The sequence below is a fragment of the Nonomuraea guangzhouensis genome, from assembly GCF_019396345.1.
GTDB classification, from domain to species: Bacteria; Actinomycetota; Actinomycetes; order Streptosporangiales; family Streptosporangiaceae; genus Nonomuraea; species Nonomuraea guangzhouensis.
The window spans coordinates 101024-124614 of sequence record NZ_JAHKRM010000017.1 but is presented as its reverse complement, the minus strand read 5'-3'; the positions used below and the strand labels follow the sequence as shown (position 1 = coordinate 124614).

General features: G+C 67.7%; 22 protein-coding genes and 1 tRNA gene. 13 read left to right on the top strand and 10 right to left on the bottom strand.

Annotated features, from left to right (window positions below; translation table 11 throughout):
- Positions 1-107: 107 nt before the first annotated feature.
- From KME78_RS32895 to KME78_RS32870, 6 genes are all read left to right on the top strand, one after another.
- Positions 108-1733: an ABC-F family ATP-binding cassette domain-containing protein gene (locus KME78_RS32895; RefSeq protein WP_219533293.1), complete on the top strand. Its 1626-nt coding sequence runs from the start codon at positions 108-110 to the stop codon at positions 1731-1733.
- A gap of 273 nt (positions 1734-2006) precedes the next feature.
- Complete coding sequence (locus tag KME78_RS32890) at positions 2007-3500, top strand: M20/M25/M40 family metallo-hydrolase (protein ID WP_219533292.1); 1494 nt, start codon at positions 2007-2009, stop codon at positions 3498-3500.
- 619 nt (positions 3501-4119) lie between these two features.
- The gene (locus KME78_RS32885; protein ID WP_219533291.1) at positions 4120-4476 is read left to right on the top strand and encodes a hypothetical protein; all 357 of its coding nucleotides are present in this window, start codon (positions 4120-4122) and stop codon (positions 4474-4476) included.
- Positions 4477-4598: 122 nt separating this feature from the next.
- Complete coding sequence (locus tag KME78_RS32880; protein ID WP_219533290.1) at positions 4599-4940, top strand: hypothetical protein; 342 nt, start codon at positions 4599-4601, stop codon at positions 4938-4940.
- Positions 4941-5652: 712 nt separating this feature from the next.
- Complete coding sequence (locus KME78_RS66445; RefSeq protein ID WP_219533289.1) at positions 5653-6276, top strand: LuxR C-terminal-related transcriptional regulator; 624 nt, start codon at positions 5653-5655, stop codon at positions 6274-6276.
- Between the two features lie 466 nt (positions 6277-6742).
- Positions 6743-8449 (top strand): AfsR/SARP family transcriptional regulator, encoded by a 1707-nt coding sequence (locus KME78_RS32870; RefSeq protein WP_246652509.1) that lies wholly within the window; start codon positions 6743-6745, stop codon positions 8447-8449.
- Between the two features lie 133 nt (positions 8450-8582).
- Here KME78_RS32870 and KME78_RS32865 read toward each other — a convergent pair whose 3' ends face one another.
- Both KME78_RS32865 and KME78_RS32860 read right to left on the bottom strand, forming a co-directional pair.
- Positions 8583-8741, bottom strand: a complete 159-nt coding sequence (locus KME78_RS32865) for a carbohydrate-binding protein (protein WP_219533287.1) — start codon at positions 8739-8741, stop codon at positions 8583-8585.
- A gap of 670 nt (positions 8742-9411) precedes the next feature.
- Positions 9412-10695 carry an MFS transporter gene (locus KME78_RS32860; protein WP_219533286.1) on the bottom strand — a complete coding sequence of 428 codons (1284 nt, stop codon included), beginning with the start codon at positions 10693-10695 and terminating at the stop codon, positions 9412-9414.
- Between the two features lie 233 nt (positions 10696-10928).
- Between KME78_RS32860 and KME78_RS32855 the strand changes: the two genes are divergently transcribed.
- Positions 10929-12581, top strand: coding sequence for an AfsR/SARP family transcriptional regulator (locus KME78_RS32855; protein ID WP_219533285.1), 1653 nt, complete (start codon positions 10929-10931; stop codon positions 12579-12581).
- A 432-nt stretch (positions 12582-13013) separates the two neighbouring features.
- Here KME78_RS32855 and KME78_RS32850 read toward each other — a convergent pair whose 3' ends face one another.
- Positions 13014-13448 carry a DoxX family protein gene (locus KME78_RS32850; protein WP_219533284.1) on the bottom strand — a complete coding sequence of 145 codons (435 nt, stop codon included), beginning with the start codon at positions 13446-13448 and terminating at the stop codon, positions 13014-13016.
- 137 nt (positions 13449-13585) lie between these two features.
- Positions 13586-14044 (bottom strand): carboxymuconolactone decarboxylase family protein, encoded by a 459-nt coding sequence (locus tag KME78_RS32845; protein ID WP_219533283.1) that lies wholly within the window; start codon positions 14042-14044, stop codon positions 13586-13588.
- Positions 14045-14232: 188 nt separating this feature from the next.
- Between KME78_RS32845 and KME78_RS32840 the strand changes: the two genes are divergently transcribed.
- On the top strand, positions 14233-15126 hold the full coding sequence (locus KME78_RS32840) for a LysR family transcriptional regulator (protein WP_219533282.1): 894 nt from the start codon (positions 14233-14235) through the stop codon (positions 15124-15126).
- A 770-nt stretch (positions 15127-15896) separates the two neighbouring features.
- Here the strand turns inward: KME78_RS32840 and KME78_RS32835 are convergent.
- Positions 15897-15970 (bottom strand) — tRNA-Ile (locus KME78_RS32835).
- A gap of 107 nt (positions 15971-16077) precedes the next feature.
- Between KME78_RS32835 and KME78_RS32830 the strand changes: the two genes are divergently transcribed.
- Complete coding sequence (locus KME78_RS32830) at positions 16078-16620, top strand: histidine phosphatase family protein (RefSeq protein ID WP_219533281.1); 543 nt, start codon at positions 16078-16080, stop codon at positions 16618-16620.
- 107 nt (positions 16621-16727) lie between these two features.
- On the opposite strand, the gene KME78_RS32825 is transcribed toward KME78_RS32830, so the two are convergent.
- Positions 16728-17660, bottom strand: a complete 933-nt coding sequence (locus KME78_RS32825) for a LysR family transcriptional regulator (RefSeq protein ID WP_219533280.1) — start codon at positions 17658-17660, stop codon at positions 16728-16730.
- Positions 17661-17757: 97 nt separating this feature from the next.
- Here KME78_RS32825 and KME78_RS32820 point away from each other — a divergent pair, with 97 nt between their 5' ends.
- Together KME78_RS32820 and KME78_RS32815 are read left to right on the top strand one after the other, a co-directional pair.
- On the top strand, positions 17758-17982 hold the full coding sequence (locus tag KME78_RS32820) for a DUF6158 family protein (RefSeq protein WP_219533279.1): 225 nt from the start codon (positions 17758-17760) through the stop codon (positions 17980-17982).
- Positions 17982-18218, top strand: a complete 237-nt coding sequence (locus KME78_RS32815; RefSeq protein WP_219533278.1) for an IclR family transcriptional regulator — start codon at positions 17982-17984, stop codon at positions 18216-18218. Before KME78_RS32820 ends, KME78_RS32815 begins: the two co-directional genes overlap by 1 nt.
- A 54-nt stretch (positions 18219-18272) precedes the next feature.
- On the opposite strand, the gene KME78_RS32810 is transcribed toward KME78_RS32815, so the two are convergent.
- Both KME78_RS32810 and KME78_RS32805 read right to left on the bottom strand, forming a co-directional pair.
- Entirely contained in the window at positions 18273-18434 is a 162-nt protein-coding gene (locus KME78_RS32810) for a hypothetical protein (RefSeq protein ID WP_219533277.1), read from the bottom strand.
- On the bottom strand, positions 18431-20062 hold the full coding sequence (locus tag KME78_RS32805; RefSeq protein ID WP_219533276.1) for a sodium:solute symporter family protein: 1632 nt from the start codon (positions 20060-20062) through the stop codon (positions 18431-18433). Before KME78_RS32805 ends, KME78_RS32810 begins: the two co-directional genes overlap by 4 nt.
- Before the next feature lie 75 nt (positions 20063-20137).
- On the opposite strand from KME78_RS32805, the gene KME78_RS32800 reads away from it, so the two are divergent.
- Entirely contained in the window at positions 20138-20917 is a 780-nt protein-coding gene (locus KME78_RS32800) for a putative hydro-lyase (protein WP_219533275.1), read from the top strand.
- Here KME78_RS32800 and KME78_RS32795 read toward each other — a convergent pair.
- Positions 20914-21504: a P-loop nucleotide/nucleoside kinase family protein gene (locus KME78_RS32795; RefSeq protein WP_246652506.1), complete on the bottom strand. Its 591-nt coding sequence runs from the start codon at positions 21502-21504 to the stop codon at positions 20914-20916. The genes KME78_RS32800 and KME78_RS32795 overlap by 4 nt on opposite strands.
- 88 nt (positions 21505-21592) lie before the next feature.
- On the opposite strand from KME78_RS32795, the gene secY reads away from it, so the two are divergent.
- Entirely contained in the window at positions 21593-22882 is a 1290-nt protein-coding gene (gene secY / locus KME78_RS32790; protein ID WP_219533274.1) for a preprotein translocase subunit SecY, read from the top strand.
- On the opposite strand, the gene KME78_RS32785 is transcribed toward secY, so the two are convergent.
- A complete protein-coding gene (locus KME78_RS32785; RefSeq protein ID WP_214643784.1) occupies positions 22883-23533 on the bottom strand; it encodes a response regulator in 651 nt (216 codons plus the stop codon).
- Between the last annotated feature and the right edge of the window lie 58 nt (positions 23534-23591).

Genomic DNA, 23591 nt, shown 5'->3' with positions numbered 1-23591 from the left:
GCGCCAATGATCGCCGCCGATGTGGCCTTGGTCGTCGTTCCCCGAATCCCTGTCCCTTTGCCGGGCGGCTTCGGCGCGCCCCGGATCACGTACGTACGAGGTCTCGCATGTCCGATGCGTTCATCATCTGTGCAAACCTGTCCTTCTCCTGGCCTGACGACACACCTGTCTTCAGCGAGCTCTCCTTCACCGTGGGCGCCGGCCGTACGGGCCTGGTCGCCCCGAACGGCGCGGGCAAGAGCACGCTGCTCAAGCTGATCGCCGGCGAGTGCCGGCCCGGCGGCGGCAGCGTGTCCGTCGACGGCGTGCTCGGCTACCTGCCCCAGAGCCTGCCGCTGGCCGGCGACCTGACCGTGGCCGAGGTCCTGGGCATCGCTCCCGTGATCGCCGCGCTGGACGCCATCGAGTCCGGGGACGCGCGCGAGCAGCACTTCACCACGATCGGCAACGACTGGGACATCGAGGAGCGCACCCGGGCTCAGCTCGACCGGCTCGGGCTCGGCGACCTGGAGTTCGCGCGCACGCTGCGTACGCTGAGCGGCGGCCAGGTCGTCTCGCTCGGCCTGGCCGCGCAACTTCTCAAACGGCCCGACGTCCTGCTGCTCGACGAGCCGACGAACAACCTCGACCTCGACGCGCGCCGCGGCCTCTACGACGTGCTCGGCGACTGGAACGGCTGCCTGCTCGTGGTCAGTCACGACCGGGCCCTGCTCGACCGCATGGACCGCATCGCCGAGCTGGAGCGGGGCGAGGTCCGCTTCTACGGCGGCGACTTCACCGCGTACGAGGAGGCCGTACGCACCGAGCAGGAGGCCGCCCAGCGCACCGTGCGCAGCGCCGAGCAGGAGCTCAAGCGCGAGAAGCGGGAGATGCAGCAGGCTCGTGAGCGGGCCGAGCGCCGGGCGAGCAACGCCGCGCGCAACCTCAAGAACGCCGGCCTGCCGCGGATCTTCGCCGGGAACATGAAACGCGGCGCCCAGGAGTCCGCCGGGCGGGCGGGTCAGACGCACGCGGCTCGCGTCGGAGACGCCCGGGCCCGGCTCGACGAGGCGGAGCGCGCCCTGCGTGACGACCAGAAGATCGTCCTGAACCTGCCCGGGACCAACGTCCCCGCCGGGCGCACGGTCTTCCTCGGCGAACACCTGCGGGCCCGCGCGCTGTTCGCCGAGCCCGGCCTCGACCTGACGATCCGCGGACCCGAGCGCATCGCGCTGACCGGCCCCAACGGCGCGGGCAAGTCCACCCTGCTCCGCCTGATCAGCGGCGACCTGGAGCCCGACGGCGGCACGACCAGGCGGGCCGACGGCCGGGTGGCCTACCTGTCGCAGCGGCTGGACCTGCTCGACGTCGGGCGCACCGTGGCGGAGAACCTGGCCGCGTTCGCCCCCGGCATGCCTGCGGCGGAGCGGATGAACCTGCTGGCCCGCTTCCTGTTCCGGGGCACCCGCGCCCACCTGCCTGTCGGGGTGCTGTCGGGCGGCGAACGGTTGCGCGCCACGCTGGCCTGCGCGCTCTGCGCCGAGCCGGCGCCGCAGCTGCTGCTGCTCGACGAGCCCACCAACAACCTCGACCTGGTCAGCGTGGGGCAGTTGGAGAGCGCGCTCGGCGCGTACGAAGGGGCGTTCGTGGTGGTCAGCCACGACGAACGGTTCCTCGCGGAGATCAAGGTGAACCGGCGGCTGGAGCTGTCCGGCGGGCGGCTGCTGGAGACCGGAGGCATCGCCGGTGAGTGACGCACTGCTCGCCCACGATCTCGTACGGACGCTGGGCACGCGGCGCGTACTCGACGGCGTCTCACTCACCGGCGCGCCCGGCCACCGGATCGGGCTGACATTTCCCTGCATGCCCCACCGTACGGAAGTGGAGCGGAAGAGGAGCGGAAGGCGAACGGAAGCACAGTCTCGTATACCTGCAAGCCTGGGATATCAGCAGCAACTATCACGAAGACCCCTACGCGGATCTTGACTCGGATTCGCGTTCTCAGCCATGCATTCAGGAGACTACACGTGCGCAAAATAGCCATCGGCACCTTGATCGGCTTAGTGGCGACCCTCGGCGCGGCGCCGTCCGCGAACGCCAGTATTCCGAGCCTGGCCGACCTGGTCCAGCTCAAAGATATCCGGGCACACCAGCTGGCATTCCAGCAGATCGCCGGCAACAATGGCGGCAACCGGGCTTCGGGCGAGCCCGGCTTTGAGAAGTCGGTAAATTACGTTGTGGCCAAGCTCGCGCTGGCCGGATACAAGCCAACAATTCAGCGCTTCGCTTTCCCCTATTACAAAGAGGCCACACCCTCGGTCTTCGCCCAGACCGCTCCGTCCCCCACCTCGTACACCCATGGCACCGACTACCGCACCCTCGACTACTCGGGCGCCGGCGACGTCACGGCCACCGCGTTGGCCGTGGATCCCGACGCGACCGGACTGGGCAGCGGCTGTGAGGCCGACGACTTCGCCGGTTTCACCGCCGGCAGTATCGCGCTGATCCGCCGGGGCGGCTGCACCTTCGAGGTCAAGACGGACAACGCCCAGAAGGCCGGCGCCAGCGCGGTCGCCTACTATCAGCGTCCTGACGTCCCCGACACGCCAGTGGAGGGTACGGCGCTGCGTCCGTTCACCATCCCGCTGATCGGCTTCACCAACAAGCTGGGCGTCGAACTGGTTCAGGCGGCGAAGGCGGGCGACCTGAAGCTCCGCATCAAGACCGACACCATCAGCGAGCAGCGCACGACGTCCAACATCGTGGCCGAGACCCCGTACGGAAACCCGGATCACGTCGTTGCCGTCGGCGGCCACCTCGACAGCGTAGGCGCGGGTCCCGGCATCAACGACAACGGCAGCGGGGCGGGGACGGTCCTCGCCATCGCCCAGAAGATCGGCCAGATTCGCGGCGTTGTCAACAACCGGGTCCGCTTCACCTTCTGGGGCGCCGAGGAGGGTGGTGACCTTGGCTCCAAGTACTACGTGGCGAACCTCAGCGCCGAAGAGAAGGCCAAGATCGCGCTCTACCTGAACTTCGACATGATCGGCTCCCCGAACGGGGTCCGCGGCGTCCTGGACGGTGACGACTCACTCGGCACCAACAGCTCCAAGCCGCCCACAGGCTCGGACGCGATCGAGAAGGTCTTCACCGACTACTACGCCGGGCGCAAGCTCGCGCTCAAGCAGGACGCGTTCACCGGCAGCTCCGACTACCAGCCGTTCATGGACGCGGGCATCCCGGCGGGCGGCGTACGCTCCGGCACCGACCCCGTCAAGACCGCCGAGGAGGCCGCCGTCTTCGGTGGCACGGCCGGCGTGCCCTATGACCCCTGCTACCACCAGGCCTGCGACACCTACAACAACGTCAACACGACCCTCCTCGACCAGCTCGCGGACGGCGCCGCCCACGCGACCGAGACGTTCGCCAAGAGCGTGCCGACGATGAGGACCGGCAACATGGAAACACCTGCCGCCAAGAAGGCCACCAGAACCGGCGAGGGCCACACCCCCGCCAGCTGATGCCAGGTCAGCCCGGGGGTCTTCCCCCGGGCTACCCCCGACCGGGGCCCGCTCTTCACACCGCCCGCACCAGCCTCGACAACACGGCGCGGCGCCCCAAGGACCGGTCGAGCTGTCCCTCTGGACCGGATTCACCGGGGGCGACGCGCTCGGCTACGAACAGATCGTGAAGGACTTCAACGCCTCGCAGAGCCGGATCAAAGTCACCAGGTCGGCCGAGCCGTGGGACACGATCCAGCAGTAGCTGCCCTCCGCCCGTCCGCCGCAGTGCCGCGCTCCGAGGAACTCCCGTCGACAGGGCTATGGTGAGCGGAGACAGATGCCGCTCTCATCACCGCAACCCCCTCCGGTATGGGCACACCCTCAGACGATCGATGGTCAGCGTGTCACGCGAACGCGTGTCATGCGTCGTCCGGCCGACCCGCATAGCCTTCATCGCAGTAGGCGGTCCCACCCACGCGATCGCCACGGCTTCGCCGCCGGGGAGCTCCCACGAATTGCGGTGGCTGCTTCACCCAGGCCGCCCCGACGCCCAATCGCGATTGTGGGGTCGAAACGTCACCGGACAAAGATTGGGGAACATCGGATGAGACGCTTCAAAACGTCGTGGCGTATAACGATGCTGACGCTTCTCGCCACGCTCTTACCCGTGCCGGCGATCGTCGTCGGAGCCACCTCGGCCAGCGCGGATCCGGCATGCACCGGCAGAATCGAAGTTTACGGGGACAGCAGGTTCAACGCGTACGTCGGCGTGTTCTTCCGTAACGGCGGCAACGTCGCCATCACGCGCGGACAACTGAAAGGAGGCACTGAGGCCGATCCCGTCGTCAGATTCTCGACCCCGCTCGATCGCGCGTTTCAGGTTGTGTACCACGACCTGCACTACCCTTACCCCCGCCTCCGCACTGACACCCTGGATCGAGGCGGCACCTTCAACATCGATCCCTGTCATTGGGGGAAGGTGCGCATCTACTGACGCCTGGTCCGAAGCGGGCATTCTCGGGATGCCCGCCCTCCGACGGCGCCTCAGTACGTGAGATGCCCGTCCGCTGCTCTCTGCCGAAATTCCAGATTTGTTGTACTCACGAAGGAGAGAACGTGAACAGGATGCTTCGATCCTTACTCCTGACCATAACGGCGATCTTCCTGGCGATCGGCGCCTTTACCGGCACGCAGACAGCCGCCAACTCGTCCACCACCATCACGCAGGCCGTCGCCAGCTCGTCCACCGGCACTTCCGCCGCAGTCCTGAGTTGTAATGCCAGGGATAATCTTTCGGCTATAGCCAACGACTTCATCTCGAAGTGCCGGAAGGCGTCGATTCGCCAAGAGTTCCCGTCGGAGTTTCTCCCGGACACCCTCGGCACGATCCAGAAGATTAAGACCGCCAGGGGAAAAACGGCATGGAAACTTCTGAACGACAACCGTTTCAAGAGATAGTGCCTTCAGTGGGCCGAACCCACCCTCCACGCCCGGCCACCCTGCGACCAGCGGGTCCCTGACCCGGCCCACGGTGCGGCAAGCCACCTGGTGACTGCCGCACAACCCCACCACCCTCACCGCTGACGAACAGCGACATCTGGACGCGCTCACCACCGCCTGCCCGGCTCTACGACCACGTCCGCACCTTCGCCGACATGATGGTCAACCGGCACGGCCACCACCTGCTCGAAACCCCACCGCCGGTGGTGGAACCCCGTGTGATGGTCGCCTTTCGTCATTCCTGTCGTCGTTTTCCCCAAAGGGCGCTGAGTCGTCTTATGAAAGAGAATCGACGGGAAGGGCGTGCTCCCCGGGGTTGCGGGCGGCGCGCGGCTACCTGTCCACGGCCGCAGAGCATCGAGCCGATGTCATCGGCGCGATCCCCGACGCCCCGCTCGGCAGGCGCCGGATGCCACACCCGGCCGAGTTGCCGACAAGCACAATCGGTAATCGCTCCCGCCCAACGATCAGCACGCACCCCGATCGTTCATGCCTGACATGCCGGCGGCAATGCGTACACGTAACCAGGTCTTTCACCGGGGCATGACCTCGTTATCACCCGTCGGCGCAGTGTTGACCCGTGTCGGTGGGCAGGCGGATCGAACGGATGCGCTCGGCCCACCGGCAAGCGGACCAGATCCCGTCAGGCGGAAACGAGGTTCGAGTCATCGTGACGGACGGGGCGCCGATTCCCATTCGCGTGGGTGTGGCGGAGATGCTGCCGGTCGTGGCGGAGGGACTACGGGCATGGCTGGTCGCCGATCCACGGCTGGTGATGGTCGAGGCCGCCGTGCCGCCGAGCGACGCGGACGTGCTCGTGCTCGATCCTGGTCGACCCCGCGATGGCGCCCTGACCGATATCGCGGCGCTCGCCTCGGCCGGCGCACGTGTCGTCGCGTTCTCCCAGCCCACGTCGCGGGACGTCGTACGGGCGATTCTGGAGGCGGGCGCCCAGGCATTCGTCCCCCTGAGTCAGGATCGGCGGCGCCTGATCGGCGCGATCGTCGCGGTGGCGAGGCATCGGCCCGTCGAGGCGGTCACGGGCAGCCGGTCGGCCGGCGGCGCGCCGCGATGGCACGTCCCGCAGCTCTCCGAACAGGAACACACCGCCTTGAGGTGGTGGCTGCGGTCGATGACGAAAGCGTCAGTGGCCCGCCGCATGGGGATCTCACCGCACACGGTCGACATGTACATCAGGCGAATTCGTGCGAAGTACGCACAGGTCGGCCGGCCCGTTCCGACCAAGGCTGACCTGCTCCTCCGCGCGATCGAGGACGGGCTTTTCGCACCATAGAACGGCTCCACCGGCGTCGATCCGGCTTCCATGAATGAACGGTCTGACGCAACGCGCTGGCTTATTCAAAAGCTTTTACCCGGCCCTCGGCAATTCGCATCACCTTGATATCCGGAAGCGCCATTTCGATGCGGGCCGACGGGCTGTTCAACGGAGTCGGCGCCCGCGTAGGCCCGGCGTGGCGCGATGATCTCCACTATGCTGGGGCGGAGACTATCTTCGATAGCCGGAGGCAGGCGTGCCCGAGCCATATGGCCGACCGACGCCGATCTTCGCGGCCCTTGGCCCATTGGCAGTGATCGGTCCGGACGGGCACATGGTGCCTCTGCCTCCCGGTAAGCGTCGAGATCTGCTGGCCGCACTTCTGCGCCGTCGAAATGACTGGGTGCATCTCGACGTACTCGCCGAAACCCTCTGGGGCGGAGCGAAATACCCGAGTTCGACAAGCGGCAGCATCAAAACGTACATGCACCAGCTACGCAAGATGCTGCCACCGAGTGAGGACGGTCAGCGGCTCGCCGGGCAGGGCGGCGCTTATCGGCTCACCGTCGATTCCGGCGAGCTCGACATCGACATTTTCGAGTCGCTCGTCAGCGCCGGCGTCGACGCCCTGGCGGCAGGAGAATCCGCCGAGGCGATCCGGCTGCAACGCGAGGCTCTGACGCTCTGGCGGGATACGCCCGAGGAGGACGCGACGGACCCGGTGTTCATCCGGCACCTGGACGAACTACGTTGGACGGCTCGCTACTGCCTGACCGATGGGTTGCGCGTCACCGGTGAGGTCATGGAGGGCATCACCGTGCTGCGGGCCATGCTCTCCGAGGACCCCCTGCGTGAGCCCACCTGGGAACGCCTGATCATGGCGCAGCGGGCGGCGGGCTGGCAGGTGGACGCGCTCGCCAGCTATGAGCAGGTGCGCACGATCCTGCTGGACGAGTTCGGCGCCGCACCCGGCAGCCAGTTACAGGGCATCTACCGGGCTCTGCTGGCGGAGACGACCGACGCCGTGCCGCCGCCCAGGCTCGCGCCCGTGCCGCTGTCCAGGGCCGCGCCCGCGCCCGTGCCGCCGCGGCCACCGGCGAGGCCCGTGGCAGCCGTTCCTCCGGCGCCGCGCCGGAGGGCACGTACGGTGACGGCCCCGCTGACGCTGATGTTGATCGGTGCGCTGCTGCTGGTGAGCGGTTCTTCGATGGCGCACCAGGCAACGTGGTCGGCACTGCCGCGCGCCGCTGACGTCGGCCGGACGTCATCACAGGATCGGGCGGCGACCAAAGGGGCGGCCCAGCCGAAGATCCTTTTCGGCCTCGGGCCGGACGCGGTGAAGGCCACCGGCTCGCCGCTCATGGCCTCGGGCATCGGGATGATCACGACCTGGTACCACGGGCCCGACCAGCTCAGCCAGTTCGAAGGCTGGCGCTCGGACGTCATCCCGAAGATCTACCGTTCCGGGCGAGCGGTGCACGTGGTCGTGGCAACCTGGCAGGACGGTACGTCGATCAAGACGCGATTCGGGCGGGCCTGCGGGCAGCCCTACCCGCTTTCCGATGAGTTCGTCGACGACATGCGCCGCCTGGCCGCGGCCTTCGCCGGCCGGGCCGACGGGCCGCCGCTGTACATCTCCATGTTCCACGGCCTGCAGAAACTCGCCTGCGCCAACTCGGGCTACCTGGCCGACCGCGCGACAACGAACTACTACCTGGCCCTCAAGGAACGCTACGCCGACATCATGAAGACAATGCGCCAGCAGGCCCCCAACGCCCGGATCGCGCTCAACTGGGATGGCTGGACCGCCTCCCACGACGACCCTCGGACCGGTGCCGGTAGATCGATGTTCCGCTACTTCGCGGAGGCGATGAGGGCCTCGGACTTCCAAAGCTTCAGCCTCTTCGAACCCGACGGCAACGCTGAGGAATTGCGGCGCATGGTCAAGGCCCTGGGAACGCGTGGCCCGGTCATGGTCGCCTACTACGGACCGCACGAGGATCCGGTCGATGTGTACCAGGACGACCTGCGCCGGACCTTCACTCCCGAAACCGTGTCCCAACTGGTCGCCGACGGCCTGTTCGCCTTCAGCTTCCGCGACGACGACCTGCTGCGCATGTCACCGGAGACCATGACCCTCGCCTCCCAGATCATCCGGGACTACGGGCACCCGCAGCCGGCCGTGCGGTAGGGCGAGCTGTGGAGCGACGCTCCGGCCGGAGGCGGCCGGGGTGAGGGGGAGGCTGAGCTGGTGCTCCGACCAGGTGTCCCAGTTGTCCAGGGTGGGAGCGTTAGCTGGATGGGCTGGGTACCGCCGTTGAGGGTCATCGTCTGGGGGCGCCTATGGCGTTGGCGTAGCGGAGACGGAGGGTGCAGAGGCCGCCGATGGTGACCGGGGCGTTGAACCGTACGCCGCTGTCCTTGGTCTTCATGCAGGCCACGAAGCCGGTGCCGGTGTAGCCGGTGTGTCGGTACGCAGGCACGCGCCGCCGATGAGCTGCGCGGACTCCGCCTCGATCCTGCGGGCCCGGTGGCGAGCACTCCGCTGAGGGCCAGCAGGTCGGCCGCGACGTCCGCTGGGACCGGTCCGGCCGAGACCAGGGCCGTGAACCGGTGGAGCGCCTCCCTCATCCCGGCCGGGTCGCTCGCGGCCGCCGCGGCGATCGAGGTTCTGACCTCGGCGCCGAGCCTGCCGGACAGCGCCGGGTCGAAGGCTCCCGCGTCGGTTGCGAGCCGCACCTTCAGCGCGAGGCAGAAGAGCGCCCGCGGTGGGCCGAGCGGAGCGGCGAGCCGGTCGTCGATCGCGGTCCGGGCCTGCGCGGTGCGCCACGGGGCCGCCTCGCTCATGCTCGCCGCCGGAGTCGATCTGAAGGTCGCGCAGGAGACACTCGGCCACGTTTCGTCCACCTTCACTCGCGACACTGGTCAGGAACGGCCTGGTGGGGCGACCATCGAGCGACCAACCATTTTCTGTCGCTCTGACCGTGACTGCCCCTGCCGACGTGCCGGACTGTGACAATGCCTGACGCGCCGTACCGCATGCGCACGAGCAACCAGCGAGCAATCACACGTCCTTGACCTCCTCCGGTCCCGCGCCGAGCCCGGCACCCACGCCTGCATCACCCACCGCATCTCCGAGGCAAGCCCCGGTCATCACGCCGGCGCGGCCGATGCCTTGCGGTTGAGCTTCGCGACTCGTGCGATCTCCGCGCTGATGGCATCGCCGCGTGGCCAGGCCTTGACCGGAACCCCCGCCCACGCAAGGCCGCAGACGGCCCACGTCCCGACCACGACCGGCACGGACAGCGTTTCGGCCAGCGCGCCCGCGGTGAGCACGGCGACCGCGAGCGTCATCTGGATGCCTCCTTGCATGATCCCGAAAGCACGGGCCCGGAAGTCGCCAGGGAGCACGCTGACGAACAGCCCGTTCAGCGGCACGATGACCGTGTTGGCGACACCGGCACCGACCATCAGGAAGAACACCACCACCAACGGCGGCCGAAGCAGCGCAGGCACAAGAAGCAGAGGGGTCGCCAAGAGGAGCGGCTTGATCAGCTTCAGCCGTCGCTCCGGGCTCGTTACCCGCGTCAGGACGGCGCCGATGACATTGCCGACGGGTATGGCGGCCATCAACAGGCCCGCAGTCCGAGAATCCCCTCCCTGCTCGGCCGACCAGGCAGCGGCCAGCGCTTCCGGGACGATCACGATCGCGACGAGACCGAACACCACGAGGGCGATCGGCCGCATGATCGGGTGCCCGAAGACCAGCCTCAGACCGTCACCGGTCTCCTTCAGGAGGGAGCGGTGCCGTTCCCTGAGCGTTGCGGCCGGACGAGGCCGTACTCCGCGCCACAGCAGCAGTGCCGAAGCAGCGAACGTCGCTGCGTTGATGAGCAGCGCACCACGCGGGTCGACGGCGGCGATCACTCCTCCCAGCGCGTAGCCCGCAACCTGCGCGGCCTGGCCTGCCATGTTCTGCAGCGAAAGGCCCAGCACGTAGCGATCTCCTGTCAGTATCTGCGCCACCATGGCCGAACGAGCCGCCTCGAACGGCGGTGTGAGCACGCTGGAGACCGCCAGCAGGAGAAGCAGGACGGGCAACGGCGCCCAGGGCACAGAGACCAGTGCCACCAGAGCCGCTCGAGTCAGATCACAAATGATCATGACGCGTTGGTACGGGTACCGCTCCGCGAGAGCGGCGAGGACGGGGCCTCCCATCACCCAGGGTAGGTAGCTGACGGCGAAGCCCGCGGCGGACAGCAGCACGGAGCCGGTGTCGTTGAAGATCAGAACTGTTACCGCGACCTTGGCGAAGTAGTCGCCGATCCAGGACAGCACCGTCGCCGCGAACAGAGAGCGATACTCCGTGACGGCGAGGACCTCCCGAAAGGTGGCGGGCCGGTCAGGCACAGGGCCTTCGGCATCCTGCTCGTCCACGAGCGCTCCGTTCCTCATGTCTCATCGCGGCATAAATAGGTGTGGTCCGGCTTTCCAGCCGGACCACGCTCACATACTCCCTGGACTAGCCCCAGCTCGGTTCACGCTTCATCCCGATCACCCCCATCCGGACGGTTGTTGTCGCACGTCGCAGCTTTGTCCGCCCGCCATGACATTTCCTTGCCATCTCTTGGACAACTGGGCGCGTGCGAGGCGCCGGTAGCCTCTGCGGTGTGGAGTTCAGGCTTCTGGGTGCGGTGGAGATTCACTCCGCCCGTGGCGAGGTGTTTCGCCTACGACGGCGTCAAGAACGCCTCGCCCTGGCGGTACTGCTGCTGGAGCCGCAACGGGTTGTCACCGCCGAGCGACTCATCGAACTGCTGTGGGATCAGGCTCCACCGGCGACGGCCAGGTCGACGCTGCAGACCTTGATGTCCCGCATTCGGACCACCCTGCGATCGGCCATGGGTGGCGACACCGGTGAGCCGGTGCGGCTGCTGGCCCTCGGCGGGGGCTACCGCCTGCAGCTCCAGCCGGAATCGGTTGACATGCACCGGTTCGGCATGCTGATCGATGGAGCGCGGGCGATCAAGGATCCGAACGTGCGCGCGGCCAGGCTCGCCGAGGCGCTCGCGCTGTGGCAAGGGCCGGCGCTCGCTGACGCCGCGACCGGCTCCATGCGCGAACGGTTGTGCGGCAGTCTGGAGGAGGCACGGTTCGCCGCGATCACAGACTGGATCGACGCGGAACTCGCAGCGGGCCGGCATGGCGAACTGGTCGGCGAGCTGTCCAGGCTGATCGACGAACACCCGCTGCGAGAGCGGCTGCACGGCCAGTTGATGATCGCCTTGTACCGGTGTGGCCGCCGTGCCGACGCCCTTGAGGCCTACCAGCGAGCCCGCCGCCTGGTCGCCGAACTCGGCCTGGAGCCCGGCCCGCAGCTACGCGAACTGGAGGCGTCGATCATCGCCGATACCGCGCGGACCGGCGCGGCCATCGACCAGCAGACAGCGCGTACGGCGGAGCCTATGGTGCCGGTGCAACTTCCACCGGGCGTCGCCGATTTCGTCGGCCGTACCTCACACCTGCGCCGACTCGACGCGCTGTTAGGCCCTGAGGCCCGTGCCACGGCCACGGTGCTTGCGGTGATCACCGGGACTGCCGGGGTGGGTAAGACCAGCCTGGCAGTGCACTGGGCTCGCCGAGTCAGCGAGCGGTTTCCGGATGGACAGCTCTTCGTGGACATGCGTGGCTTCCACACCGGGCCGCCCATGTCGCCCGTCGAGGCGCTGGCTCTGTCGTTGGGTGCTTTGGGAGTGGCCGCCGAACGCATCCCGATCAGCGTGGAAGGCCAGACCGCCCTGTACCGGTCGATACTGGCGGGCCGGCGGGTGCTGGTCGTCCTGGACAATGTCGCGGACGCGGATCAGGTACGTCCACTACTGCCGGGTGATCCCGGGTGTCTGATGTTGGTGACCAGCCGAGATCGGCTCAGCGGCCTGGTGGCGTTGGACGGCGCCCACCGGCTCAAGCTCGATGTCCTGCCCGCCGCCGACGCCGTCGACGTGCTCGCTCACGCGGCTGGCGCGGACCGGATCGGCGTCGACCGGGACAGCGCGGTCGAACTGGCGAATCTCTGCGGTCACCTGCCACTGGCTCTTCGTATCGCCGGGGCTCGCCTGGCGGACCGGCCTCACCTGGGTATACGGCGGCACGTCGAGGAGTTCGCGAAGCAAGAAGCGCAGGCCGTCTACCCGCGCCCCCACGTCCATCGGCGGGCCACCATCGGCTTGTTCGACGTGGCGTGGTCCACGGTCGGGAATGTGGCCGCAGGATGCGGCCGTGGTCAGCCTGCTCATGTCCATCGTGGCTGGCGCCGGCGGTGACCCGACCACCGCAGGGTTCACCGCGAGGTGGTCACCGCTGGGCGTCCTTCCGAGGGCGGCCAGTCCGACATGGAAGGCCGCCCGCCATGTCTGGTCCGGGAATCCTGGTCCGGCCTGCGAACCTGATCATCACACCCCGCATGAAGTCATTTCAGCCAGCGAGCGCGTGGCTGGCCGCGTTTGTCATCGGCCTGCCCGCGCTGGGCTTCCTCGCGTTGATCGTCGTGACACGGGGACGGTCGTGGATGCTGTTCTCGCTGCTGTACCAGATACTGTTCGTGCTGGCCTGCCTCGCAGGCGCTTCGGCAGTTGGCACGTGGGCTGAGCGACGCCGAAATCGTCTGGGAACCGGTGACCGAAGAAGGCACGGTGAGGACGCACGTCGCCGGCGTCCTCACCAAGCCAAGCCTACGAGCACGGCCTGACGTAACCTCAAGGATGTGCGCCCGCCTTCGGCTTCTCGCTTCCGCGCGGGCTCAAGAGCTCACTCCATTCCTTGGGCCGTGACGCCCATGCGATGGCCGCCATGATCGTCAGATGTATCGGCGCCGAGATGCTGTTTACGAGCGAATCCTGGCTGACGATGTGCGTGGTGACCGCACCTATCAGGATGACTACCAGGAGCGCGGCGGCCAGGAACCTGAACCGCCTGCGTGGGATGACCAGGAGAACGGCGGCGACCAGTTCCGCCGCCCCGATCACGAAACGGAACCAGGACGGATAGCCCCAGTCCACGAACTTCACCGAATACGCTGGGCCGAAGATCGTCGGACCTGGCCAGAACTTTGTCACCGCACCGATGGCGAACTCCAGGGCCAGGAACAGGTACAGGCCGATCAGTAACCGTTGTCGCCATACGTGGGCCATGTTGCACTCCTTGAGTTGATCGAGAGAACGACGAGTTGCCGCCGGTCACCGGCGTGACACGGTGCGCCAGAAAAGGGTGATGTCAGGCGACGCCGTACCATGTGACTGTTTGTGGCACGCGCGCCGCCTGGCGTGGTTCAGCCCCAGGTGCCGCCGGCCACCTGCCTGGTGGTGGCGTTGAGGCGGTTGAACAGGTTGGTCACAGCGATCATCAGGATCAGGGCCGCGAGCTGCGACTCGTCGTAATGGTCGGCAGCCTCGTCCCAGATCTCGTCGGGGACCGGGTCGGGGCGGTCAGCCAGCCTGGTCGCCGCCTCGGCGAGCGCCAGCGCGGCGCGTTCGGCGTCGGTGAAGTAGGTCGTCTCCCGCCAGGCCGCCACCGCCCAGAGGCGCTCGTCGCTCTCGCCCGCCTTCTTGGCGCTACGGGCGCCGGAGTCCACACACGCGCTACAGCCGTTGATCTGGCTGGCCCGCAGGTGGACCAGCTCCAGCGTCTGCCGCGGTAGGCCGCTGACGAACGTCGCCTTGTACAAGGCCTGAATGGACTGCATTGCGTCCGGCAGGACCGTTGCAGGGCTCTTCATCCGTACTTCCATGACCGCTGTCCTTTCGAGGGTTTGAGTGATCATCGCCTTTTCGCGTGCCCGACCGCGGATATCGCGATCGAGTGGGTCGAAAAGGCGCTTTCGGACAGCCCAAGCCTCCGATACAGCCTCTAGTTGCATCAATGTCAGCCCGCTCAATGTGCGTTAATCTCTGACTTAACGTCCGAAAGGGGGCACTCGTGGAGCTGCGGGACATCCAGATCTTCCTGACGCTGGCCGAGGAGCTGCACTTCGGCCGCACCGCCACCCGGCTGCACATCACACCGGCGCGGGTCAGCCAGGTGATCAAGAAGCAGGAGCGCCGGATCGGCGGCGAGCTCTTCGAGCGCACGAGCCGCGCGGTAAGGCTCACACGCCTGGGCGAACAGCTCCGCAACGACCTGCATCCGATCTACCACGGGCTGAAAGAGAGCATGGAGCGGGCCAGGCTGGCCGCTCAGGGCATCACCCAAGTGCTCCGCATCGGGATGATCCCCAGCAACGCCCACGACCTGCGCCCCTTCTGGGACACCTTCCGTTACCGCCACCCGCACTGGGGCCTGCAGATCCGCCACAACACCTTCGTCAACCCGTTCGGCGCGCTGCGCAAGGCGGAGATCGACATACTGATCGCCTGGCTGCCCGTCGAGGAACCAGACATGACCGTCGGCCCCGTCATCTGCACCGAACCCAAAGTGTTAGCGGTGGCCACCGGCCACGAACTGACCGATCAGCGATCGGTCTCGCTGGAGGCACTCGCTGACTTCGGCGTCCTCGCGTCGGTCATGCCCGTGCCCGACTACTGGGAGGACGCGTTCGTTCCCTTCCACGCACCCAGCGGCCGCCCGATCGAGCGTCTCCCGATCATCAGCAACCTTGACGAGCTGTACACCATCGTCGGCGCCGGCGAGGCCGTCAATTCCCTGGGCAATCACGTCACCCGCTATCACGCCCGCCCCGGCATCACCTACCTGCCCATTCATGATGCCCCGCTTCTCAGATGGGGCCTGATCTGGCGCAGCGAGGCCGAGACCGGCCTCATCCGCGCCTTCGCCCAGGTAGTCCGCGATCTCGGCACTTTTCAGGAATCGTGACCTTAGGGCATCGGCTACGTTTCGCGCGTACGGTTAGCTCGCAGATAGCCCGCAAAACCGAAAGATATTCTTGGGCATTTTGAAAGCGGCATCATCGGCGACAGCGAGATAAGCCAGGCACAGGCGACCCAAAGCACGTCGGTGGCGAATGCATCGCCCGGCTGGGCTTCCAGGAGATCACCACCTACACCCCTCTCGGCCCCTCCGCCGTTGACCTATTTGATCGTGGAGGTGCCGGCGGGCCAACGCCGGTGGGGTGGGTTCCGTATTCCCTTGCGCAGCTTTCATCCGCAGCTCAGCGCCTCGCCGAACACCTGCAGAGCTCCCTGCCGGACACCCAAGTCGTCAAGACACTCGGTGACATCACCACAGCCCGCGGGCCCGAGGCGCTCGCCATGCTCGTGCCTTCCCTCATATGACGCCGCGGCCGCAAACCGTTCGCCCTGACTGTGGCCGCCTGAACCACATCCGACGGGGAATCTGACCAGGTCCCATTTCCTGTTCAGCCGTCCCAGCAGATTGTCACTGATCGACCGGTACACAGCGGAGGAAAGGGGCGCCCGGCTCATGGCCGAGCGCGGCACCGTCCGGTCGGCGGCGCGTGAGGACCTGTTCGGCAGCGCCCGCGTAGGTGGAGTGGCCACCGGGGATCTCCACATCAACACGGTCCGTACACAAGAGCAGCCATGGAGCAATCACTCGCGCTCTTCGGCTCGCGGCGAGTCGGAGAAGAACCGAGAAAACCCCAGGTCGAACGTGGTATTGGAAAGTAGGGCGGGTGGGACTTGAACCCACGACCCACGGATTATGAGTCCGATGCTCTGACCGGCTGAGCTACCGCCCCTTGCAAACATGCATCCTTCCACACCTGAGCCACCATGCCAGCATAGATCGTCCTCGTTCACTCAGCGCGTACGCCAACGGCACTGATCGGCCGGTACCGTCGGTGGCATGGCGGTCAGGCTGATCTACGAGACGCATTCCCTCACGGTCGACAACGAGACGGGCATCGCCACCGGCTGGTTGCCGGGGGAGTTGTCCCAGGCCGGGCGGGAGCTGGCCGTGGAGTTGGGGGTGCGGCGGCGGGACGTGGATGTGGTGTACGCGTCGGATCTGCGGCGGGCGGTGCAGACCGCGGAGGTCGCGTTCAGCGACAAACAGTTCAGAGACGAACAATCGATTCGGCTCGACCCCAGGTTGCGGGAGTGCGACTACGGGATCTACAACGGGCGGCCGGTCACTGAGGTGGCGAGGTTGCGGCGGCGGTTCGTCGATGTGCCGTGGCCAGGGGGGCAGAGCTATCGGCAGGTGGTGGCCGAGACCGCGGCGTTCCTTGAAGAGGTGATGGACAGGTGGCAGGGGTGTTCGGTGCTGGTCATCTCGCACTCGGCCAATCGGTGGGCGCTGCAGAACCTGCTTGAGGGGGCGGAGTTGGCCGAGCTGGTGGATGCTCCGTTCGCCTGGCAGCCGGGGTGGGAGTACACCCTGGCCTAGCCGCCAGGTACCGGGGGGAGCCGTTGGACGCGCTCCCCGGCCCTGTCCGTGCGCCAAGAACTGTCCGTGCGCTAAGAACTGTCCGTGCGCTAAGAACTGTCCGTGTGCTAGGAAGCGGTGCCGAATCCGGGGTTCCGCACCAGCCAGTCCTGGTAGACGGGGCTTCGCCGTACCACTTCGGCGTGTGTCTGTTTGGCCTGTTCCACCACCCAGGTGGCGTCGGAGGCGGCGGGGTGGTGGCCGAGGAGTTGCCGCCAGCGCAGTGGCGCGCCCGCGAGCGGGACCATGGCCAGGCCGGGAGCGGCCTGGTGGGTGGCCTGGCAGAGCGCCACGGCGCGGCCGACCCGCGCGAGGTGCGTGCAGGTCGCCACGTCGGTTTCGTAGATCGTTCCAGGGGTGAAGCCGGCGCGGGCGCAGGCCGTGGCGAAGCAGTCGGCGAAGCAGCCGTCGCCGGGGGTGACGGCCCAGCTTTCCGGTGCGAGTTCGGACAGTTCCAGCTCCTTCTCGCCGGCCAGTGGGTGGGTGTCGGCGACCAGGGTGAAGACCGGGTCGTAGCTGATCGTCTCCCAGCGCAGCGAGCCCATGGGCGTGCCGCCGTCGCCGCAGGCGCCGGTCAGCACGTAGTCGAGCCGGCCGAGCTCGGCCATGGTGGTGAGCTCGTCGGCCGACCATGAGGTGTACGTGCTCACCGTCCGTTCCGCGGCGAGCCGGTCGACGAGGCCGCCGAGTATCGGCCCGTTGGTGGCGCCGATGCGGAAGCCGGGGGAGGGGGCGTGAGCGAACCGTACGGCCTCGTCCTGCAGTTCCTTGGCCGCCGGGAGGAGTACCCGGGCCCGGGCGAGCACCAGCTCGCCGAGCCGGGTGGGCCGGGCGCCGTGCCTGTCGCGCTCGAACAGGGTGCCGCCGAGCACCCTCTCGATGCGTTTGAGCTGTGCGGTGAGGGCCGGTTGCGCCAGCCCGAGCAGGGACGCGGCCTTGCTCACACTTCCCGCGTCCGCGACCGCGCGAACGATCCTGAGGTGCCTGAGCTCAAGGTCCATAACGGGAAGGTAAGGCGGTCATCTCCTTCCGACAATGCCCTTATGTCATGAAATGTGACAGATATTGTCGGGTCTCTTCTGGGGTAGGGGGTAGCCCATGACGACGATGGGAATCGATCCAGCGCAACTCGAGGACGACGACCTGCTGCGTGAGCTGCGGCAACTGCACGCGACACGTACCGACGCCCTGCTGCACGGCTCGGCCGCCGCGTTCGCCCGCCACACCTCGCGGACCAACGAACTGGAGACCGAGTATCTGCGCCGTTACCCGGAACGCGACGTCGACCCGGGCCGGCTCAGGGACGGGGCAAGGCGGCGCTGATGGCCCGAGATCACGACGTGCAGGCACTGTCCGACGTCGACATCCACGTGTACGAGGCGGTCGCCTCGCAGGCGGTCGAGTCCGGCGGTACGGAGCTTCCGGCGCTCGTCCGCGCGACCGGTCTGGAAGAGGACGAGGTACGGCGGAGCCTGGCGACGCTGGTCGAGCAGGGGTACGTCGTGCCGAAAGGAGGGGGGTTCGGCCTGGGCGCCCATACGTTCGGGCTCGATTACTGAAAGTTTCACGACCGGGACAGGGGCGGCGGGCCGACGGGCCGGCCGCCCCCGGCGTCAGATGCGCTTGACGCGGGCCCAGATCACGAAGGCGCCGCCGAAGACCGCCATGGCCAGCCCGGTCCACAGGTTGACCGCCGCCCCCACCACTCCGGCGACGATGAGGATCACCCCGTAGATCAGGAACAGCCCGCCGATCACCATTCTGATGTCACTCACAGGATCGCCCCGTACAGCGCGGCGGCTATGACGATCGCGCCCGTCCCGAGGATCACGGGCGAGCGGTACCACTTCTTGTCACCGGCCATGGCATCGTCCGACAGGTCGACCGCGCTGAGCCCGTACACCAGCCCGCGCAGTTCCTCCTCGGGCTTGGCCGTAGTCACCAGGGTGACCAGCACCGAGACGATCACGTCGACGACGAAGGCCACGCCCGCGCCCCAGAAGCTGGCGTTCAGCTCGGTGCCGAAGTCCAGGATCCCGGCCTTGTACGCGATGTACGAGGCGAACGCCGACCCGATCCCCGCCAGCAGGCCCCAGAAGCCGGCCCACGGCGTCATCCGTTTCCAGAACAGCCCGACGATGAAGGTCGCGAACAGCGGCGCGTTGAAGAACGAGAACAGCGCCTGCAGGTAGTTCATGATGTTGGAGTAGCCGGCCGCGATGAACGCGGTGCCGACGCCCAGCGCGACGCCCGCGACGGTGGCGATCCTGCCCACCCGCAGGTAGTAGTCGTCCGGGCGGTCCTTGGCCAGGTGCGCCTGCCAGATGTCGTTGGTGAACACCGTGTTGAACCCGCTGATGTTGGCCGCCATCCCGGCCATGAACGAGGCCAGCAGCCCGGTCACCGCCACCCCGAGCACACCGTTGGGCAGCAGGCTCCCCATGAGCAGCGGGATCGCGTTGTTGTAGGCCTGGCCCTTGCCCAAGTCCTTGAACAGGACCAGGGCGATCAATCCCGGCAGCACGGTCACCAGCGGGATGAACAGCTTCGGGTAGGCCGCGATGATCGGGGTGAGCCGGGCGGCGTTGGTGTTCCTGGCGGACAAGGCCCGCTGCACCTCGGCGAAGTTCGTGGTCCAGTAGCCGAAGGACAGGATGAAGCCCAGGCCGAACACGATGCCGAGCCAGTGGGCCTCCATCGGGTTCTTGCCGGCGGTGTCGGCCCAGGTGTGCAGCCCGGCCTCGCCGAGCGCGCTCTGCCGTACCTTGTCGAACAGCCCGGAGACGCCGCCCACCTGGTTCAGCCCGATGATGGTCAGCGGGATCAGCCCGGCCAGGATGACGAAGAACTGCAGGACCTCGTTGTAGATCGCCGACGACAGCCCGCCGAGCGTGATGTACGACAGCACGATCACCGCCGCCACCACCACCGACACCGGCAGTGGCCAGCCCAGCAGGGCCTCCATGACCAGCGCGAGCGCGTAGAGGTTGACCCCGGCGATGAGGATCTGGGCCACGGCGAAGGAGATCGCGTTCAGCAGCTGGGTGGCGCCGTTGAAGCGCCGCCCCAGGAACTCGGGGACGCTGCGTACCTTCGAGCGGTAGTAGAACGGCATCATCACGATGCCGAGGAACACCATCGCGGGCACGGCGCCGATCCAGTAGTAGTGCACGGTCATGGCGCCGTACTGCGCGCCGTTGGCGGCCATGCCCAGGATCTCGATCGCACCCAGGTTGGCCGAGACGAAGGCTAAGCCGGTGATCCACGGGGGGAGTCCACGGCCGGCCAGGAAGAAGTCGAGGCTCGAACTGATCCGTCGCTTCGCGGCGAACCCGATGCCGAGCACGGTCGCGAAGTAGATCGCGATGAGCGCGTAGTCGAGGAGGTTCACATCAAGGCGCACGGCGTTCGCTACTACCCCGGTAGATCAAAGTATGCCGAAGATTGCGGGTCCGGTTTCCGGGCGTAATGTCAAAGCGTGGATGTCGCAGACCTGAGCCCGGCGCAGGCGCGGGAGCGCTTCCGCGCGGGCGAGCGGGTGCCGACCGCAGGTTGGTGCAGCGGGTGGACGCAGGCCAACCTGATCGCCGTGCCCAAGGAGCTGGGGTACGAGCTGCTGCTGTTCGCGCACCGCAACGCGCAGGCGTGCCCGGTGCTGGACGTGGGGGAGCCGGGGGCGTGGTCCACCGCGCTGTTCCCCGGCGACCTACGCACCGATCTGCCGGGATACCGCCTCTATCGCGAGGGGAAGGCCGTCGCCGATCTCGACGACGTGGTCGCCGAGTGGCGTGACGATCTCGTGGCGTTCCTCATCGGCTGCAGCTTCACCTTCGAACAGGCGCTGCTGCGGGCCGGGGTGCCGATCAGGCACCTGGACATGGGGACGAACGTGCCGATGTACCGGACGAGCGTGGCGTGCCAGCCGTCCGGCACGCTGTCCGGCCCGCTCGTCGTGTCGATGCGGCCGGTCCCTGCGGCGCTCGTGGACGTCGCGATCGAGGTCACCCGCCGCTACCCGCAGGTGCACGGGGCGCCCGTGCACGTGGGCGACCCGGCCGCGATCGGGATCGCCGACCTCGGCCGTCCCGACTTCGGCGATCCGGTGGAGGTGCGTCCCGGCGAGGTGCCGCTGTTCTGGGCATGCGGGGTGACGCCACAGGCGGTGATCATGGCCAGCGGCGTCGACTTCGCGATCGGCCATCTGCCGGGTCACATGGCCATCCTCGACGCGCGTGACGACGACTATCGAGTGCCTTAAGTGGATATCGGGCTGTTTCGCGGCGGCAGACCCGCCGCCGTGAGCTGCGCGCCGACCGGCGGCGCGCCACGCCGGTTGTCGATCTCCAGGTACGGTACGGCCGGCGGCTCCGACACCCGGATCGCCGCCAGGTAGGCGTCGAACGCCCCCAGCTTGCCCGCGTCCTTCTCGAACCCCCTGGCCACCAGACGCTCGCGCAGGGTCGGGCCGTCGGAGCGGACCCAGATCAGCCTGATCGGCGGGCCACCCAGCTCATCGGCCCACCTGTCCCACAGCTGCGCCGAGTGCACCTGCGTGGTGAACGGGCCGTCGAGCAGCACCGGGCAGCCGTGCTCGCGGATCTGCCTGGCCGTCCTGGTGAGGCCGGTGTACTCGTGCACCTTGATGTGCTCGTCGTACCACGGGCCCTCGCGCTCGCCGTGGTGCCGGCCGTACCCCTGGAGGATCTCGGCGGCGAAGTCGCCGTACACGGTGTCCTTGTCGAGCAGGGCGGGCGTTGGGTCGAGGCGGGCGAGCAGTTCCGCCGCGACGGTGGACTTGCCGGCGCCGGGCGGCCCGCTGATGATCCATAGCGTGCTCATGCTCATGTGATCAGTCTCGCGTACGCGGATTTGCGTACGTGGGTGCCGCTCCTCGGCGGACGACCTCCGGCGGGGGCGCCGACAGACTCGGCTCATGCTGACCGTGCTGTTCAGGGCGTTCCGGGTGCCGGATCTCCGGAAGAAATTGTTGTTCACGCTGGCCGTCATCGGGCTGTTCCGGCTGGGGCAGATCCTGCCGTCGCCGGGGGTGGACGTCGTGGCGGTCCAGCAGTGCCTGGGGTCGGCGCGTGGCGGGTTGTTCGACATGGTTCAGCTGCTCAGCGGGGGCGCGATGCTGAAGCTGTCGGTCTTCGCGCTGGGCGTCATGCCGTACATCACCGCCAGCATCGTGATGCAGCTGCTGGCCGTCGTCGTGCCGCGACTCGAAACACTGAGGAAGGAGGGGCAGGCGGGGCAGGCGAAGATCATCCAGTACACGCGGTACCTGACCGTGGGGCTGGCGGTGCTGAACTCCACCACGGTCGTCGCGCTGGCGCGCGGCGGGCAGCTGCTGCCGGGGTGCGCGCGGCCGCTGCTGCGTGACGAGAGTCTGCTGGGTGTCGCGGTGGTGGTGTTCACCATGGTCGCGGGCACCAGCATGGTGATGTGGCTGGGCGAGCTGGTGACTGACCGGGGGATCGGGAACGGGATGTCGATCCTGATGTTCACCCAGACTGTGGCGTACTTCCCGTCGTACATGTCGACCATCTTCCTGCTCAGCCCGTTCGCCTTCGCCGTGATGCTGGTGACCGGGGTGTTCCTGGTGGCGGCCGTGGTGTTCATGGAACAGGCGCAGCGGCGCATCCCCGTGCAGTACGCCAAGCGGGCGGTGGGGCGGCGCGTGTACGGCGGGACCAGCACCTACATTCCGCTGAAGGTCAACCAGGCGGGCATCGCGCCGGTCATCTTCGCCACGTCGCTGCTGTACCTGCCGACGCTGCTCGCGCCGATGCTGGGTGACGAGGTCGGCGGGTGGCTGTCGCGGAACCTCACCGGCGGGACACACCCGCTCTACATGATGGGATTTTTCCTGCTGATCGTGGGATTCGCGTACTTCTACGTGTCGATCACCTTCAATCCCGTCGAGGTGGCCGACAACATGAAGCGGTACAGCGGGTTCGTGCCCGGGTTGCGCCCGGGCAAGCCGACCTCGACGTACCTGGCGTACGTGCTGTCGCGGCTGACCGCGCCCGGCGCCGTCTACCTGGGGGTGCTGGCGCTGCTGCCGCTGCTGGCCTTCGCGATCCTGCGGGATCCGGGTACGCAGCAGAACTTCCCGTTCGGCGGGACCAGCATCCTGATCATGGTGGGGGTGGGACTCGACACGGTGAAACAGATCGAGGCCCAGCTCCAGCAGCGCAACTACGAAGGCTTCCTCAGATAGTCACGTCGGTACGGCCAGCCCGGCCCGCATGGCGAACACCACCAGCTGGGCGCGGTCGCGGGCGCGCAACTTGACCATGGCCCGGCTGACATGCGTACGGACGGTGTCGGGGCTGATCACCAGCTCCTTGGCGATCTCCTCGTTGGATCTTCCGGTGGCCACCCAGGCGACGAGTTCGCGTTCGCGTGGCGTGAGGGTCTCGAGGCCCTCGACGGGCTCGGTGCCGTGCCGGCCGAACAGGCCGATGACCTTCCTGGTGATCGCGGGCGACAGCAGCGCCTCGCCCGCGGCCACCACCCGGACCGCACCGGCCAGCTCGTCGGGGGCGCTGTCCTTGAGCAGGAACCCGCTGGCGCCGGCCTGGAGCGCGGCGAAGACGTACTCGTCCACCGCGAACGTGGTCACCACCACGATCCTGGTGCCGCTCAGCTCGCGATCACCGGCGATGGCCCGCAGGGTAGCCAGGCCGTCCATGCCGGGCATGCGGATGTCGAGCAGCAGCACGTCGGGCCGGGTACGGCGGATGAGCTGGAGCGCCGCCGCGCCGTCGGCCGCCTCACCGACGCACTCCAGCCCCGGCTCCCGCTCCAGCAGCGCCCTGAGCCCCATCCGCACAACGGCCTGATCATCGGCCACGGCCACCCGGATCACCGGTCCGACGGCCTGCTCGGCTGACGGGTCGGGCTGGGCGGGGGGTGGGGGATCGGAG

Excerpts from the sequence above, each read along its gene's own strand:
- KME78_RS32830 (WP_219533281.1), top strand. The coding sequence starts at position 16,078 with ATGGCGGTCAGGCTGATCTACGAGACGCATTCCCTCACGGTCGACAAC.
- KME78_RS32815 (WP_219533278.1), top strand. The coding sequence starts at position 17,982 with ATGGCCCGAGATCACGACGTGCAGGCACTGTCCGACGTCGACATCCAC.
- KME78_RS32845 (WP_219533283.1), bottom strand. The coding sequence starts at position 14,044 with ATGGAAGTACGGATGAAGAGCCCTGCAACGGTCCTGCCGGACGCAATG.
- secY (WP_219533274.1), top strand. The coding sequence starts at position 21,593 with ATGCTGACCGTGCTGTTCAGGGCGTTCCGGGTGCCGGATCTCCGGAAG.
- KME78_RS32820 (WP_219533279.1), top strand. The coding sequence starts at position 17,758 with ATGACGACGATGGGAATCGATCCAGCGCAACTCGAGGACGACGACCTG.
- KME78_RS32825 (WP_219533280.1), bottom strand. The coding sequence starts at position 17,660 with ATGGACCTTGAGCTCAGGCACCTCAGGATCGTTCGCGCGGTCGCGGAC.
- KME78_RS32895 (WP_219533293.1), top strand. The coding sequence starts at position 108 with ATGTCCGATGCGTTCATCATCTGTGCAAACCTGTCCTTCTCCTGGCCT.
- KME78_RS32850 (WP_219533284.1), bottom strand. The coding sequence starts at position 13,448 with ATGGCCCACGTATGGCGACAACGGTTACTGATCGGCCTGTACCTGTTC.
- KME78_RS32870 (WP_246652509.1), top strand. The coding sequence starts at position 6,743 with ATGCACCAGCTACGCAAGATGCTGCCACCGAGTGAGGACGGTCAGCGG.
- KME78_RS32795 (WP_246652506.1), bottom strand. The coding sequence starts at position 21,504 with ATGAGCATGAGCACGCTATGGATCATCAGCGGGCCGCCCGGCGCCGGC.
- KME78_RS32885 (WP_219533291.1), top strand. The coding sequence starts at position 4,120 with ATGCTGACGCTTCTCGCCACGCTCTTACCCGTGCCGGCGATCGTCGTC.